Annotated in this window: 11 protein-coding genes and 1 pseudogene; 6 read left to right on the top strand and 6 right to left on the bottom strand. The window is 31.6% G+C overall.

Annotated elements, in window-relative coordinates:
- The first annotated feature begins 44 nt into the window (after positions 1–44).
- Positions 45–179 (top strand): delta-lysin family phenol-soluble modulin, encoded by a 135-nt coding sequence (locus NSS86_RS08995; RefSeq protein ID WP_001549197.1) that lies wholly within the window; start codon positions 45–47, stop codon positions 177–179.
- 599 nt (positions 180–778) lie between these two features.
- Here the strand turns inward: NSS86_RS08995 and NSS86_RS08990 are convergent.
- Both NSS86_RS08990 and NSS86_RS08985 read right to left on the bottom strand, forming a co-directional pair.
- Positions 779–1564: a carbon-nitrogen family hydrolase gene (locus NSS86_RS08990; protein ID WP_000867951.1), complete on the bottom strand. Its 786-nt coding sequence runs from the start codon at positions 1562–1564 to the stop codon at positions 779–781.
- Positions 1565–1924: 360 nt separating this feature from the next.
- Entirely contained in the window at positions 1925–2551 is a 627-nt protein-coding gene (locus NSS86_RS08985; protein ID WP_000522381.1) for a nitroreductase family protein, read from the bottom strand.
- A gap of 196 nt (positions 2552–2747) precedes the next feature.
- Between NSS86_RS08985 and NSS86_RS08980 the strand changes: the two genes are divergently transcribed.
- Positions 2748–4007: an SdrH family protein gene (locus NSS86_RS08980; protein WP_000120301.1), complete on the top strand. Its 1260-nt coding sequence runs from the start codon at positions 2748–2750 to the stop codon at positions 4005–4007.
- Between the two features lie 24 nt (positions 4008–4031).
- Here NSS86_RS08980 and mroQ read toward each other — a convergent pair whose 3' ends face one another.
- Entirely contained in the window at positions 4032–4775 is a 744-nt protein-coding gene (gene mroQ, locus NSS86_RS08975) for a CPBP family intramembrane glutamic endopeptidase MroQ (protein WP_000197635.1), read from the bottom strand.
- A gap of 174 nt (positions 4776–4949) precedes the next feature.
- On the opposite strand from mroQ, the gene groES reads away from it, so the two are divergent.
- On the top strand, positions 4950–5234 hold the full coding sequence (groES, locus tag NSS86_RS08970) for a co-chaperone GroES (RefSeq protein WP_000917289.1): 285 nt from the start codon (positions 4950–4952) through the stop codon (positions 5232–5234).
- Between the two features lie 75 nt (positions 5235–5309).
- Positions 5310–6926 carry a chaperonin GroEL gene (groL, locus tag NSS86_RS08965; protein WP_000240642.1) on the top strand — a complete coding sequence of 539 codons (1617 nt, stop codon included), beginning with the start codon at positions 5310–5312 and terminating at the stop codon, positions 6924–6926.
- A gap of 539 nt (positions 6927–7465) precedes the next feature.
- Here groL and NSS86_RS08960 read toward each other — a convergent pair.
- Both NSS86_RS08960 and NSS86_RS08955 read right to left on the bottom strand, forming a co-directional pair.
- Positions 7466–8773, bottom strand: coding sequence for a TrkH family potassium uptake protein (locus tag NSS86_RS08960; protein ID WP_001045079.1), 1308 nt, complete (start codon positions 8771–8773; stop codon positions 7466–7468).
- A 443-nt stretch (positions 8774–9216) separates the two neighbouring features.
- Positions 9217–10440 (bottom strand): ArgE/DapE family deacylase, encoded by a 1224-nt coding sequence (locus NSS86_RS08955; protein ID WP_000206625.1) that lies wholly within the window; start codon positions 10438–10440, stop codon positions 9217–9219.
- Positions 10441–10875: 435 nt separating this feature from the next.
- On the opposite strand from NSS86_RS08955, the gene lukH reads away from it, so the two are divergent.
- Positions 10876–11931, top strand: coding sequence for a bi-component leukocidin LukGH subunit H (lukH, locus tag NSS86_RS08950; protein ID WP_000791411.1), 1056 nt, complete (start codon positions 10876–10878; stop codon positions 11929–11931).
- Between the two features lie 21 nt (positions 11932–11952).
- Positions 11953–12969 (top strand): bi-component leukocidin LukGH subunit G, encoded by a 1017-nt coding sequence (gene lukG / locus NSS86_RS08945; RefSeq protein WP_000595392.1) that lies wholly within the window; start codon positions 11953–11955, stop codon positions 12967–12969.
- A 237-nt stretch (positions 12970–13206) separates the two neighbouring features.
- On the opposite strand, the pseudogene sph reads toward lukG, so the two are convergent.
- Positions 13207–14031, bottom strand: a pseudogene (gene sph / locus NSS86_RS08940) (sphingomyelin phosphodiesterase); the annotation flags it as partial.
- Positions 14032–14035 lie beyond the last annotated feature (4 nt).

Below are 14035 nucleotides of genomic sequence, written 5' to 3'. Positions count from 1 at the left end.
GTTTTAATATAACTAGATCACAGAGATGTGATGGAAAATAGTTGATGAGTTGTTTAATTTTAAGAATTTTTATCTTAATTAAGGAAGGAGTGATTTCAATGGCACAAGATATCATTTCAACAATCGGTGACTTAGTAAAATGGATTATCGACACAGTGAACAAATTCACTAAAAAATAAGATGAATAATTAATTACTTTCATTGTAAATTTGTTATCTTCGTATAGTACTAAAAGTATGAGTTATTAAGCCATCCCAACTTAATAACCATGTAAAATTAGCAAGTGAGTAACATTTGCTAGTAGAGTTAGTTTCCTTGGACTCAGTGCTATGTATTTTTCTTAATTATCATTACAGATAATTATTTCTAGCATGTAAGCTATCGTAAACAACATCGATTTATCATTATTTGATAAATAAAATTTTTTTCATAATTAATAACATCCCCAAAAATAGATTGAAAAAATAACTGTAAAACATTCCCTTAATAATAAGTATGGTCGTGAGCCCCTCCCAAGCTCGCGGCCTTTTTTATTGTAATAAAGAAGGGGAGAGTTAATCCTCATTATGAGACCCACCGTTAAAATATATGAATAAGTCTAATGTTGGAAAAGGTCAAAAAATTAATCAATTTAATTAAGAAAATCATTCATTTGCAAAGGGCGAAATGGATTCTTACTGAGTTATCTATTATAAAAAAATAAACATAGACTTATGAAAAATCTCTCATAAATCTATGTTTAGTCATGACATGTGTTAAATATTATTTCGGGCGCTTCTTATTTATACAAATCTAATTTAATACTTTTAAATACAGGTATATTTTCGCGTTGCTGTTCTACTTCATTTAAGTTTAAATCTACAGTCAAAATATCTGCGGATTCATTTAATTCTCCAACTAAATCTCCATTTGGGTTTATAACTATCGAATGACCAGCATATTCTGTGTTACCATCGAATCCAGTGCTATTAGTTCCAATGACAAACATATTATTTTCAATTGCACGTGCCTTTAGTAATGAATGCCAATGTTGAAGACGTGACATAGGCCATTGCGCCACATAAAATGCAATTTTAGCACCACTACGAGCAGGATATCTTAATAATTCTGGAAAACGTAAATCATAACAGATAAGTTGGGTCACATAAGTACCGTCAGACAATTGAAAGGGTTCAGCTACGTTTTCGCCAGCGGTTAAAAATTCATGCTCTCTTAACATAGGAACTAAATGAACTTTGTCGTATTCATTAATCAGCTGGCCACTTTTATTCACACTAAAAGCTGTATTAAATATTTGATAGTTTCTAATGTTAGAAACTGACCCAGCTACGATATCGACTTTATATTTTTCAGCTAAATGTTTAATAAATGAAAAACTTTGTCCTAGATTATTATCTGCTTTTTCATTTAAATGCTCTAAATCATAGCCATTATTCCACATTTCAGGTAAAACGACTACATCTACTTCAGCATTCATATTTTTTTCGAACCATTGCGTTATTTGAGTTTCATTTTTAGAACTATCTCCAAAAATAATCGGTAATTGATAAATTTGGACTTTCATAACATCGCATCCTTGATAGATCTTATATATAACTTACTAAAAGTTATGTTGAAACGCAAAAAACGAGCCCAAGACATAAAATCAAAGTCCTAGGCTCTACAATGTTATATTGACAGTAGTTGATGGGGCCCCAACATAGAGAAATTGGAACACCAATTTCTACAGACAATGCAAGTTGGGGTGGGCTCTAACATAAAGAAATACTTTTTCTTTAGAAATTAGTATTTCTTATACATGAGTTTTACTCATGTATTCCTATTCTTAAGTGCACATTAGCAGCGGCTAATGTGTAAGAACTACTACATAATGAATAACTAATGATTCTTTATCATTTCTGTCCCATTCTTAACAATATATTGATTATTTTTTTATTACGAAACGATCTTCCACTGGATTAAATGTTTTTTCGCCAGCAGCTTCACGAATATCACCAAATGGCATTTGAGCAATAAGTTTCCAACTTTTAGGAATATTAAATTCTTTTGAAGTCATCTCATCGACAAGTGGATTATAGTGTTGTAATGAAGCACCTATGCCTTTAGTAGCTAATGCAGTCCAAATTGCAAATTGATGCATGGCATTTGTTTGAGTTGACCATATTGCAAAATTATCATAGTAGTTTGGCATTTGTTCTTGTAAACCACTTACAACATCTTGATCTTCATAAAACAAAATTGTACCGTATGAATGTTTGAAGTTATCAATTTTTTGTTCAGTTGGCTCGAAATCACGATTCTCTCCCATGACTTCTTTTAAAATTGCTTTTGTGTTATCCCAAAATTTATTATTGTTGTCATTTAACAAGAGAACAATTCTAGTTGATTGAGAATTAAATGATGAAGGAACATGTTTAACTGCATGTGCAATCATTGATTCTAATTCGTCATCGCTAATTGATATCGAATCTTTCAAATTATATATTGAACGTCTTTCTTCCATTGCATTGTCAAAAGTCATTGCTTTTTTATCTTTTTTAAATAAGCCCATAATTATTGCTCCTTCTTTAGTAAAGAATACTTAATAGACTAAGTATAAAATTTATACTCGGACTTGTAAAGTAATATTTACGAAAATTTCAAGAATATTAATATTCATTTTCAAATTCCAAATATAAATGCATTTTCAACGCATATTTATTATACTTAGATTAATACTTACATGAAAAAGGGAGGTGTCTCGTGAAATGTCATATCATTGGTTTAAGAAAATGTTACTTTCAACAAGTATTTTAATTTTAAGTAGTAGTAGTTTAGGGCTTGCAACGCACACAGTTGAAGCAAAGGATAACTTAAATGGAGAAAAACCAACTACTAATTTGAATCATAATATAACTTCACCATCAGTAAATAGTGAAATGAATAATAATGAGACTGGGACACCTCACGAATCAAATCAAACGGGTAATGAAGGAACAGGTTCGAATAGTCGTGATGCTAATCCTGATTCGAATAATGTGAAGCCAGACTCAAACAACCAAAACCCAAGTACAGATTCAAAACCAGACCCAAATAACCAAAACCCAAGTCCGAATCCAAAACCAGATCCAGATAACCCGAAACCAAAACCGGATCCAAAACCAGACCCAGATAAACCAAAGCCAAATCCGGATCCAAAACCAGATCCAGATAAACCAAAGCCAAATCCGAATCCAAAACCAGACCCAGATAAACCAAAGCCAAATCCGGATCCAAAACCAGATCCAGATAAACCAAAGCCAAATCCGAATCCAAAACCAGACCCTAATAAGCCAAATCCTAACCCGTCACCAGATCCCGATCAACCTGGGGATTCAAATCATTCTGGTGGCTCGAAAAATGGGGGAACATGGAACCCAAATGCTTCAGATGGATCTAATCAAGGTCAATGGCAACCAAATGGGAATCAAGGAAACTCACAAAATCCTACTGGTAATGATTTTGTATCCCAACGATTTTTAGCCTTGGCAAATGGGGCTTACAAGTATAATCCGTATATTTTAAATCAAATTAATAAGTTGGGCAAAGATTATGGAGAAGTTACTGATGAAGACATTTATAATATTATTCGAAAACAAAATTTCAGCGGAAATGCATATTTAAATGGATTACAACAGCAATCGAATTACTTTAGATTCCAATATTTCAATCCATTGAAATCAGAAAGGTACTATCGTAATTTAGATGAACAAGTACTCGCATTAATTACTGGTGAAATTGGATCAATGCCAGATTTGAAAAAGCCCGAAGATAAGCCGGATTCAAAACAACGCTCATTTGAACCGCATGAAAAAGACGATTTTACAGTAGTTAAAAAACAAGAAGATAATAAGAAAAGTGCGTCAACTGCATATAGTAAAAGTTGGCTAGCAATTGTATGTTCTATGATGGTGGTATTTTCAATCATGCTATTCTTATTTGTAAAGCGAAATAAAAAGAAAAATAAAAACGAATCACAGCGACGATAATCCGTGTGTGATTCGTTTTTTATATTATGGAATAAAAATGTGATATATAAAATTCGCTTGTTCCGTGGCTTTTTTCAAAGCTTCAGGATTAAGTAATTGGAATATAACGACAAATCCGTTTTGTAACATATGGATAATAATTGGAACAGCAAGCCGTTTTGTCCATACATATGCTAATGAAAAAATGACGCCCATACCAAAATAAACTGGAATAAATTTGAAATCATTATGTGCTAATGCAAATATTAATGAACTTACTGTTGTAGCAATAATAAATGCTACGATACGATTACCTTTAATCGCATTAAATAATTCTCCAAAGATTACTTTTCTGAATACGTATTCTTCTAATAAAGGACCGATAATAGATACAAAGAAGATAAATATAGGTATTTTTCGAGCAATAATAATTAGCTTTTCTGTATTAGGACTTACTTGTTGTCCACCATAAATTTGCGTTAATACAATGCTCACTACCATTTGATAAATCATTACCAATGCAAATCCAAGCAATGCCCATGGAATGATATATTTTTTAGGTTCTTTAACTTCTAATTCTAATTTTGTTGGATTTTTAATTTTTAAATTAATTAAAATAATCGTCGTGGCGGCGATTAAAAATAGAACAAGTTGTATGTAAATGACTGCTTTAGTCAGTTCTATGCCACTATATTGTACAAATGGTAATTTTTTTACAATGAGAAGCGGTAAAAATTGAGACAATATATAAATAATAACAGTTAGCAATGATGCCCATAATCTTGTCATAATTTTCCTCCAAATATTTGTTTATAATTTATTTTATCGTAAATAACTTGAAGTTACAAAACTTAATTAAAAGGTTATGACTTGAAATTTTGACCAAATTTGATTATTATAAATGTATGTTAGCACTCTTTAATGTTAAGTGCTAAACTTTAGGTTTTTTAAGGAGGAACAATCATGCTAAAACCAATTGGAAATCGTGTGATTATTGAGAAAAAAGAACAAGAACAAACAACTAAAAGTGGTATTGTTTTAACTGATAGTGCTAAAGAAAAATCAAACGAAGGCGTTATCGTTGCAGTAGGAACTGGACGTCTATTAAATGATGGTACAAGAGTGACTCCTGAAGTGAAAGAAGGGGACCGTGTCGTGTTCCAACAATATGCTGGTACAGAAGTTAAACGAGATAATGAAACATATCTAGTATTAAATGAAGAAGATATTTTAGCGGTAATTGAATAATATAAAATTAAATTCATAGATAAATTGTAAAGAACGAAAATGAAATATGACTAAACAAATGGAGGTTTATCATTTATGGTTAAACAATTGAAATTCTCTGAAGATGCACGTCAAGCAATGTTACGTGGTGTAGACCAATTAGCAAATGCAGTTAAAGTAACGATTGGTCCTAAAGGACGTAATGTTGTATTAGATAAAGAGTTTACAGCACCTTTAATTACGAACGATGGTGTAACGATTGCTAAAGAAATCGAATTAGAAGATCCATATGAAAATATGGGGGCTAAACTAGTTCAAGAAGTTGCAAATAAGACAAATGAAATTGCTGGTGACGGTACGACAACTGCAACAGTATTAGCTCAAGCAATGATTCAAGAAGGCTTGAAAAATGTTACAAGTGGTGCGAACCCAGTTGGTTTACGTCAAGGTATCGACAAAGCAGTTAAAGTTGCTGTAGAAGCATTACATGAAAATTCTCAAAAAGTTGAAAATAAAAATGAAATAGCGCAAGTAGGTGCGATTTCAGCAGCAGATGAAGAAATTGGACGTTATATTTCTGAAGCTATGGAAAAAGTAGGTAACGATGGTGTCATTACAATTGAAGAATCAAATGGACTAAACACTGAACTAGAAGTGGTTGAAGGTATGCAATTTGATCGTGGTTATCAATCACCATATATGGTTACTGATTCAGATAAAATGGTTGCTGAATTAGAACGCCCATACATTTTAGTAACAGATAAGAAAATCTCGTCTTTCCAAGATATCTTACCTTTATTAGAACAAGTGGTTCAATCTAATCGTCCAATCTTAATTGTAGCTGATGAAGTTGAAGGCGATGCATTAACAAATATCGTGCTAAACCGAATGCGTGGCACATTTACAGCTGTTGCAGTAAAGGCGCCTGGTTTCGGTGATCGTCGTAAAGCAATGTTAGAAGATTTAGCTATTTTAACTGGTGCGCAAGTGATTACTGATGATTTAGGCTTAGATTTAAAAGATGCATCAATTGATATGTTAGGTACTGCAAGTAAAGTAGAAGTAACTAAAGATAATACCACTGTTGTTGATGGTGACGGTGACGAAAACAGCATTGATGCACGTGTAAGCCAATTGAAATCTCAAATTGAAGAAACTGAATCTGACTTTGATCGTGAAAAATTACAAGAGCGCTTAGCTAAATTAGCAGGTGGTGTTGCAGTTATTAAAGTAGGTGCAGCAAGTGAAACAGAGCTTAAAGAACGTAAATTACGTATTGAAGATGCATTAAATTCTACACGTGCAGCAGTTGAAGAAGGTATTGTTGCAGGTGGTGGTACTGCATTAGTAAATGTTTACCAAAAAGTAAGTGAAATTGAAGCAGAAGGTGACATTGAAACAGGTGTAAATATTGTACTTAAAGCACTAACTGCACCAGTTCGTCAAATTGCTGAAAATGCAGGATTAGAAGGTTCTGTTATTGTAGAACGTTTGAAAAACGCAGAGCCGGGTGTTGGTTTTAACGCTGCTACAAACGAGTGGGTTAATATGTTAGAAGCAGGTATCGTTGATCCAACTAAAGTAACACGCTCAGCATTACAACATGCTGCAAGTGTTGCAGCAATGTTCTTAACGACTGAAGCGGTTGTAGCATCAATTCCAGAAAAAAATAATGACCAACCTAACATGGGTGGCATGCCGGGAATGATGTAAAACAGTTTCTAGTTTTGACTAACTAGAACATTCCATGATAGACGAGTATGATTCGTTCCAAATAAATATTAGAGCGTATGAAAATATTTTAATTTAAGACACCTTCCATTAGTTGACTAAACTTATGAGAGGCGTCTTTTTTATGTGCTAATTTGTAATTGAGATTCATAATGGTATTTAAATCATTATGGTGCGGGAGTTATGGTATTGCCATAATATGAGAGTGCATCCACTTCTATAAGTAATGCATATTGCGAGTGCAGGAATGAATGAGTGCTTGATTAAAATCCTTATGGGTGGTTGACATAATTAAAAGAAACCACATTTAAAATTTCTTAATCACAAGCGGTTAACTAGGTATAGTTTAGTTTTGAGTAAATCTTTTTAAAGGTGTACTTGTGCATTTTACTTAATTAAAGAGATAAGACATTTAATGGGCCTAAAATAAATAAAAAACAAAAAACTACCTGTTTAGGTAGTTTTTTAAATGTAATAGATTAAAACACTAGTTCATTTCTTGTTAAAGATGGATAGTTATTTTATAGATAAATTTGTCCTTTAGTGTAGCGGTAATTTTTAGGACTTTTTGGTGGTATAAATGTTCTTAATAAAGTTAATAGTCCTACTTTACCGCAAAGCATAACGAATATAATAATTATTTTAGTAATACCATGATATTCTGTGGTAAGGTTCATACTTAACCCGACTGTTCCGAATGCAGAAACCACTTCGAATAATAACTTGATTAATGATATGTTCGGATTAATTATCGATAATATAAAAGTAATGATACTGATAAATAGAAATGAGATATTAATGGTAACAATAGATAGTTTTATATGTTTGTCAGATATTTCTTTATTGAATACTGAAACATTATTTTCTTTACGTATATAATTTAAAACAAATATAAACGCCACTGCAAAAGTAGTTATTTTAATTCCTCCAGCTGCACTGAGAGGGGCACCACCAATAAACATAAGTAACATTAACATTAAGGCGGTAGATTTGTTAATGCTTGCTATATCAATACTGTTAAAACCCGCTGTTCGTGTTGTTACTGATTGGAAAAAAGAATTTCCGATTTTTTCAACTAGTCCCATATGTTGCATAGTATTAAACTGTTCTAATAAAAAGAATGTAATAGCTCCTATAATTATTAGGATACTAGTTGTAGTTAAGACTAATTTAGAATGTAAAGATAATTTACTCAATTTTTTACAATTAATAAAGTCTATTACGACAAAATGTCCAATACCTCCAAATATTATGAGTATTGAGATTGTAATAATGACAATTGGATCACTAGAATAATCTATTAAGTTATTCTTAAAAAGGGCAAATCCAGCATTATTAAAAGCTGATACTGATGTGAATAAGCTTAAAAATAAACCTTTGCCTATACCAAATTTTGGTATAAAAGATAAACACAAACAAATCATACCAATTAATTCAGTGACTAAACTATAAATAGCCAAGTGTTTAATTAGCTTAATAACACCACCAGGTTCGTCAATATTCCATGTAACCATAATCAAGAATCTATTTTTCATTGATATCTTTCTATTTAAAAATACTAGTGTCAATAGGGTTACGGTCACGATACCCAGACCACCTATTTGAATTAATAATAGTATTACTATTTCACCAAGTATATTAAACTGTGATCCTATATCAACTGGGGATAGGCCAGTAACTGTAAATGCACTTGAAGCTATAAATAGGGCATCTAAAAAAGATATTGGCTTTTTACCAGTGAAAGGTAAATATAATAAAAGAGCACCTATGATAGTTGTAGAGAAGAAAAGCATTAAATAAAAATATAAAGGTTTGTGGACTTTGTTCATTTTAATTGCATACTCCTTTATATTATAAATTAATAATTAGATAATATCATAAATGAAAATAGAAATGTTACTGATGTGTATTACTTTTCAATTCTAGTCAGGGGCCCCAACACAGAGAAATTGGATTCCCAATTTCAACAGACAATGCAAGTTGGGGTGGGGGCCCCAACACAGAGAATTTCGAAAAGAAATTCTACAAACAATGTAAGTTGGGGTGGGGGCCTCAACACAGAGAAATTGGATTCCCAATTTCAATAGACAATGCAATATATGTATGACAAATCACCACCATAATTTCAGTTTTACATCACTTAATCAATGAAAATGTGCTTGTTGATATTTGAATATTTACAGTCAAACAATATTCATCGCTATTTCTATCAACTTAAAATTCGCAATAAAAAACTGCCAGCACGCGAATAGGGCAGCTGACAGCATCGTTCTTATTTCTCTTTTAAATATTGAATGGAAGCCTCTTTAAAAATATCAATATATTTCAGGTACATATCTTTTTCAATATATTCATCGATTTGATGTGCCATTAATGGATTACCTGGTCCAAAAATGGCTAAATCAACATTGTCCTTATTATCTCCTAAGAAACTAGAGGCATCTGTTGCACCTACAAGCGCTGAAACAAATATTTCGTCTTGTTCTACATAACTAGAAGCTACATCTTTAATCGTAGTAATTAATTTGCTATTTTTATCGCTTGTTACAGGTCGGTGATTGCTTGGAATATCGAGTGAAAGCTTATTGCTATCCACATCATTAATGATATTTTGGAAAAACGATTCTATAAAGTCGTTATCATACTCAGGAACTGGTCTTACGTTAAATTCAAGTGAAGCTTCATCTGGTACAGAGTTAAATTGTTTGCCGCCATTTATAATCGAACATACAGCTGTAAGACCAGATGCATAATTTGCATCCTCTTCAGAAATTTCTTTTCCTATCAATGATTTGAACATGGGTGCAACATCTAATTCATGTTTAGTATCATGTTTTTTAAGCTCTGAATATTTTTCTTTAAATTGATTATAAAATTCAAGCAGTGTATCAATTGCATTGTCACCAATAAATGGAACTGAGCTATGGACAGCTTTGCCAGTTGCAGTTACTTTACATGACATAGACCCTTTATGTGCATAATAAATTCCAGATCCAGTTGGTTCAGCAATAATTAAGCCATCTACATCGTCTAAATAGCCTTTATCAGCCAATAATTTGGCACCTTCTTGTTCTTTCTCTTCGCCAGCAGTAGCTAGTAATCTTATCGTTCCTTGAGGCAATTGATTTTGTTCTTTTAATTCAATGAGTGTGATGACCAAAGCCATCAGACCGCCTTTCATATCCGTTGTGCCTCGACCGTATAATTTGCCAGCTTTTTCTGTGAGTTGAAAAGGGGGATAAGTCCAATTATCTTGATTTCCTGCATCAACAACATCCATATGACCACTCAATGCGAGTATAGGTGAGCCGTTACCGATTTCTGCAACGATATTGGCGCGGTGTTCATTAACTTTCAAAATTTCAGATTTAATATCGTACTTGTCGAATAAATCTTTTAAATAATTACAAACGTCTATTTCATTATTATTTTCAGTTTGTAGTTCAACAATATCTGCTAGTAATTGAATTTTTTCTTTTTCACTAAAAGTTGTCATTAAGCTCACACCTTTTCAAAGTAGTATATATATTTATATAAACATAATTTTTATTCTTAAACATAATTTAAAATGCAGAAAGTAGCGTGTTATTTGATTTCGTTCTATGAAATTAACTGTCTAGTATCAACGATCTTATTAACACTGATATCGGGTATGCTTAATTTTATAGTAAATTGTATGAGAAAGATGCAGGATATTATTTAGCTAATAATTATATATAAATTTCAAATCGATGGTTATTAACTACTAAATAAAAATATTTGCTAAATTAATGACTTTGTACACACATTATTTTTAAAGAGGATAAAGTATTTAATAATATTAACAAAATCATTTAATAAATAGTTAAATATATATTCTCTATTTTTGTGATATTATTCACATGTCGATACATATCAACAAATATCAATCATACGAAAGAAGGTTATAACAATGAAAAATAAAAAACGTGTTTTAATAGCGTCATCATTATCATGTGCAATTTTATTGTTATCAGCAGCAACGACTCAAGCAAATTCAGCTCATAAAGACTCGCAAGATCAAAATAAGAAAGAACATGTTGATAAGTCTCAACAAAAAGACAAACGTAATGTTACTAATAAAGATAAAAATTCAACAGTACCTGATGATATTGGGAAAAACGGTAAAATCACAAAACGAACTGAAACAGTATATGATGAGAAAACAAATATACTCCAAAATTTACAATTCGACTTTATCGATGATCCAACTTATGACAAGAATGTATTACTTGTTAAAAAACAAGGCTCAATTCATTCAAATTTAAAGTTTGAATCTCATAAAGAAGAAAAAAATTCAAATTGGTTAAAGTATCCAAGTGAGTACCATGTAGATTTTCAAGTAAAAAGAAATCGTAAAACTGAAATATTAGACCAATTGCCGAAAAATAAAATTTCAACTGCGAAAGTAGACAGTACATTTTCATATAGCTCAGGTGGTAAATTCGATTCAACGAAAGGTATTGGACGAACTTCATCAAATAGCTACTCCAAAACGATTAGTTATAATCAGCAAAATTATGACACAATTGCCAGCGGTAAAAATAATAACTGGCATGTACACTGGTCAGTTATTGCGAATGACTTGAAGTATGGTGGAGAAGTGAAAAATAGAAATGATGAATTATTATTCTATAGAAATACGAGAATTGCTACTGTAGAAAACCCTGAACTAAGCTTTGCTTCAAAATATAGATACCCAGCATTAGTAAGAAGTGGCTTTAATCCAGAATTTTTAACTTATTTATCTAATGAAAAGTCAAATGAGAAAACGCAATTTGAAGTAACATACACACGAAATCAAGATATTTTGAAAAACAGACCTGGAATACATTATGCACCTCCAATTTTAGAAAAAAATAAAGATGGTCAAAGGTTAATTGTCACTTATGAAGTTGATTGGAAAAATAAAACAGTTAAAGTCGTTGATAAATATTCTGATGACAATAAACCTTATAAAGAAGGATAATATTGAAAGGGCGGATTACTAATGATTAAACAATTATACAAAAACATCACAATTTGTAGTTTAGCAATATCTACTGCATTAACTGTATTTCCGGCAACTTCTTATGCAAAAATTAATTCTGAAATTAAAGCTGTTTCTGAGAAGAATCTTGATGGTGATACTAAAATGTATACACGTACAGCTACAACAAGTGATAGTCAAAAAAATATTACTCAAAGCTTACAATTTAATTTCTTAACTGAACCTAATTATGATAAAGAAACAGTATTTATTAAAGCAAAAGGTACAATTGGTAGTGGTTTGAGAATTTTAGACCCAAATGGTTATTGGAATAGTACATTAAGATGGCCTGGATCTTATTCAGTTTCAATTCAAAATGTTGATGACAACAACAATACAAATGTGACTGACTTTGCACCAAAAAATCAGGATGAATCAAGAGAAGTTAAATATACGTATGGTTATAAAACAGGTGGAGATTTTTCGATTAATCGTGGAGGCTTAACTGGAAATATTACAAAAGAGAGTAATTATTCAGAGACGATTAGTTATCAACAACCATCATATCGTACATTACTTGATCAATCTACGTCACATAAAGGTGTAGGTTGGAAAGTAGAAGCACATTTGATAAATAATATGGGACATGACCATACGAGACAATTAACTAATGATAGTGATAATAGAACTAAAAGTGAAATCTTTTCTTTAACACGAAATGGAAATTTATGGGCGAAAGATAATTTCACACCTAAAGACAAAATGCCTGTAACTGTGTCTGAAGGGTTTAATCCAGAATTTTTAGCTGTTATGTCACATGATAAAAAAGACAAAGGTAAATCACAATTTGTTGTTCATTATAAAAGATCAATGGATGAGTTTAAAATAGATTGGAATCGCCATGGTTTCTGGGGCTATTGGTCTGGTGAAAACCATGTAGATAAAAAAGAAGAAAAATTATCAGCATTATATGAAGTTGATTGGAAGACACATGATGTGAAGTTTGTAAAAGTACTTAATGATAATGAAAAGAAATAAGTAATAAAAGTTGCCTGCTACATAGAATGTAGTAGGTAACTTTTATTTATATTTGAGTAGATAGATTTATTATGATGTGCAGTGTATGAATCTTGTTTGAGTGTAGAGTAAAGACTTGTATTAATGAAAAATTAAAGTTGTTAAGATGATTTTATTAAAATGTAAGTCAATTCAAATTTTAACAATATAACTCGCTTCGTCCTTTTAGAACGAAGCGAGTTATTAGTTAGTTGAGCACTATTTACTATAGGCTTTGATTGGGTAATGATCTGAAAAATCATTGTAAACGTAGTAATATGGGAACGCATATACATCCCATGGCTTAGGTTTTTCAGTCACAACTTCATTGACTAATTGTTTTGGTTGTTTATGATCTTTATCTGTAAATATATAGTCTAAATGTTCTGGTTTACCATTAGGGTAATTATATTTCGCAATTGAATTTGATTGAGGGTCCCATGTGCTATTATGACCTGCATATAGAACATCATTTACATTCAAGTTTTTAAGCATATCTTTGAACTCTGGAGTGCCTTTATTAACATTAAGGTCGCCACCTATATATACCGTTTCATCTTTAGGGATATTTTTCTTTTTAACAAAGTCACTGATTTCTTTCATTTGTTCAGCTCTAATTTTTCGATCATGTCCAGCACCACAACGTGAATCTTCAGATTGTGTATGTGTACCGATAACGTGAACGTTCTTACCATTTTTCTCTATTTTTGTATAAACAAAGCCTTTGTTGCTATCATTATCGAATCCACAACCGCTTTTGAAAACATGCTGGATTTTTTCTTTAATAGGATATTTACTTACAATCGCTACGCCACCATCTTCAGCAACAGTTGATGAGTAGCTACCTTCAGTTTTGTCCCAACCTGATTGAGAATGACCGAGTACAGGTGTTTGGTAAGGATATTCTTTTTTCACATTACTTAATAATTTGTCTGATGCACCATTATCAAATGCTTCATTGAATATTACGACATCATTATTTTTAATATAAGAAGATTGTCCGATTAAATCAGCGCGTTTATATTGTCCCCAGTTTGGATACATAGAA

It is taken from the genome of Staphylococcus sp. FSL W8-0056, from assembly GCF_037963075.1.
Lineage (GTDB): Bacteria > Bacillota > Bacilli > Staphylococcales > Staphylococcaceae > Staphylococcus > Staphylococcus aureus.
This window is presented reverse-complemented; position numbering and strand designations above follow the sequence as displayed.

Coding starts and splice junctions, on each gene's coding strand:
- NSS86_RS08995 (WP_001549197.1), top strand. CDS start 45: ATGAGTTGTTTAATTTTAAGAATTTTTATCTTAATTAAGGAAGGAGTG.
- NSS86_RS08990 (WP_000867951.1), bottom strand. CDS start 1,564: ATGAAAGTCCAAATTTATCAATTACCGATTATTTTTGGAGATAGTTCT.
- NSS86_RS08985 (WP_000522381.1), bottom strand. CDS start 2,551: ATGGGCTTATTTAAAAAAGATAAAAAAGCAATGACTTTTGACAATGCA.
- NSS86_RS08980 (WP_000120301.1), top strand. CDS start 2,748: ATGTCATATCATTGGTTTAAGAAAATGTTACTTTCAACAAGTATTTTA.
- mroQ (WP_000197635.1), bottom strand. CDS start 4,775: ATGACAAGATTATGGGCATCATTGCTAACTGTTATTATTTATATATTG.
- groES (WP_000917289.1), top strand. CDS start 4,950: ATGCTAAAACCAATTGGAAATCGTGTGATTATTGAGAAAAAAGAACAA.
- groL (WP_000240642.1), top strand. CDS start 5,310: ATGGTTAAACAATTGAAATTCTCTGAAGATGCACGTCAAGCAATGTTA.
- NSS86_RS08960 (WP_001045079.1), bottom strand. CDS start 8,773: ATGAACAAAGTCCACAAACCTTTATATTTTTATTTAATGCTTTTCTTC.
- NSS86_RS08955 (WP_000206625.1), bottom strand. CDS start 10,440: ATGACAACTTTTAGTGAAAAAGAAAAAATTCAATTACTAGCAGATATT.
- lukH (WP_000791411.1), top strand. CDS start 10,876: ATGAAAAATAAAAAACGTGTTTTAATAGCGTCATCATTATCATGTGCA.
- lukG (WP_000595392.1), top strand. CDS start 11,953: ATGATTAAACAATTATACAAAAACATCACAATTTGTAGTTTAGCAATA.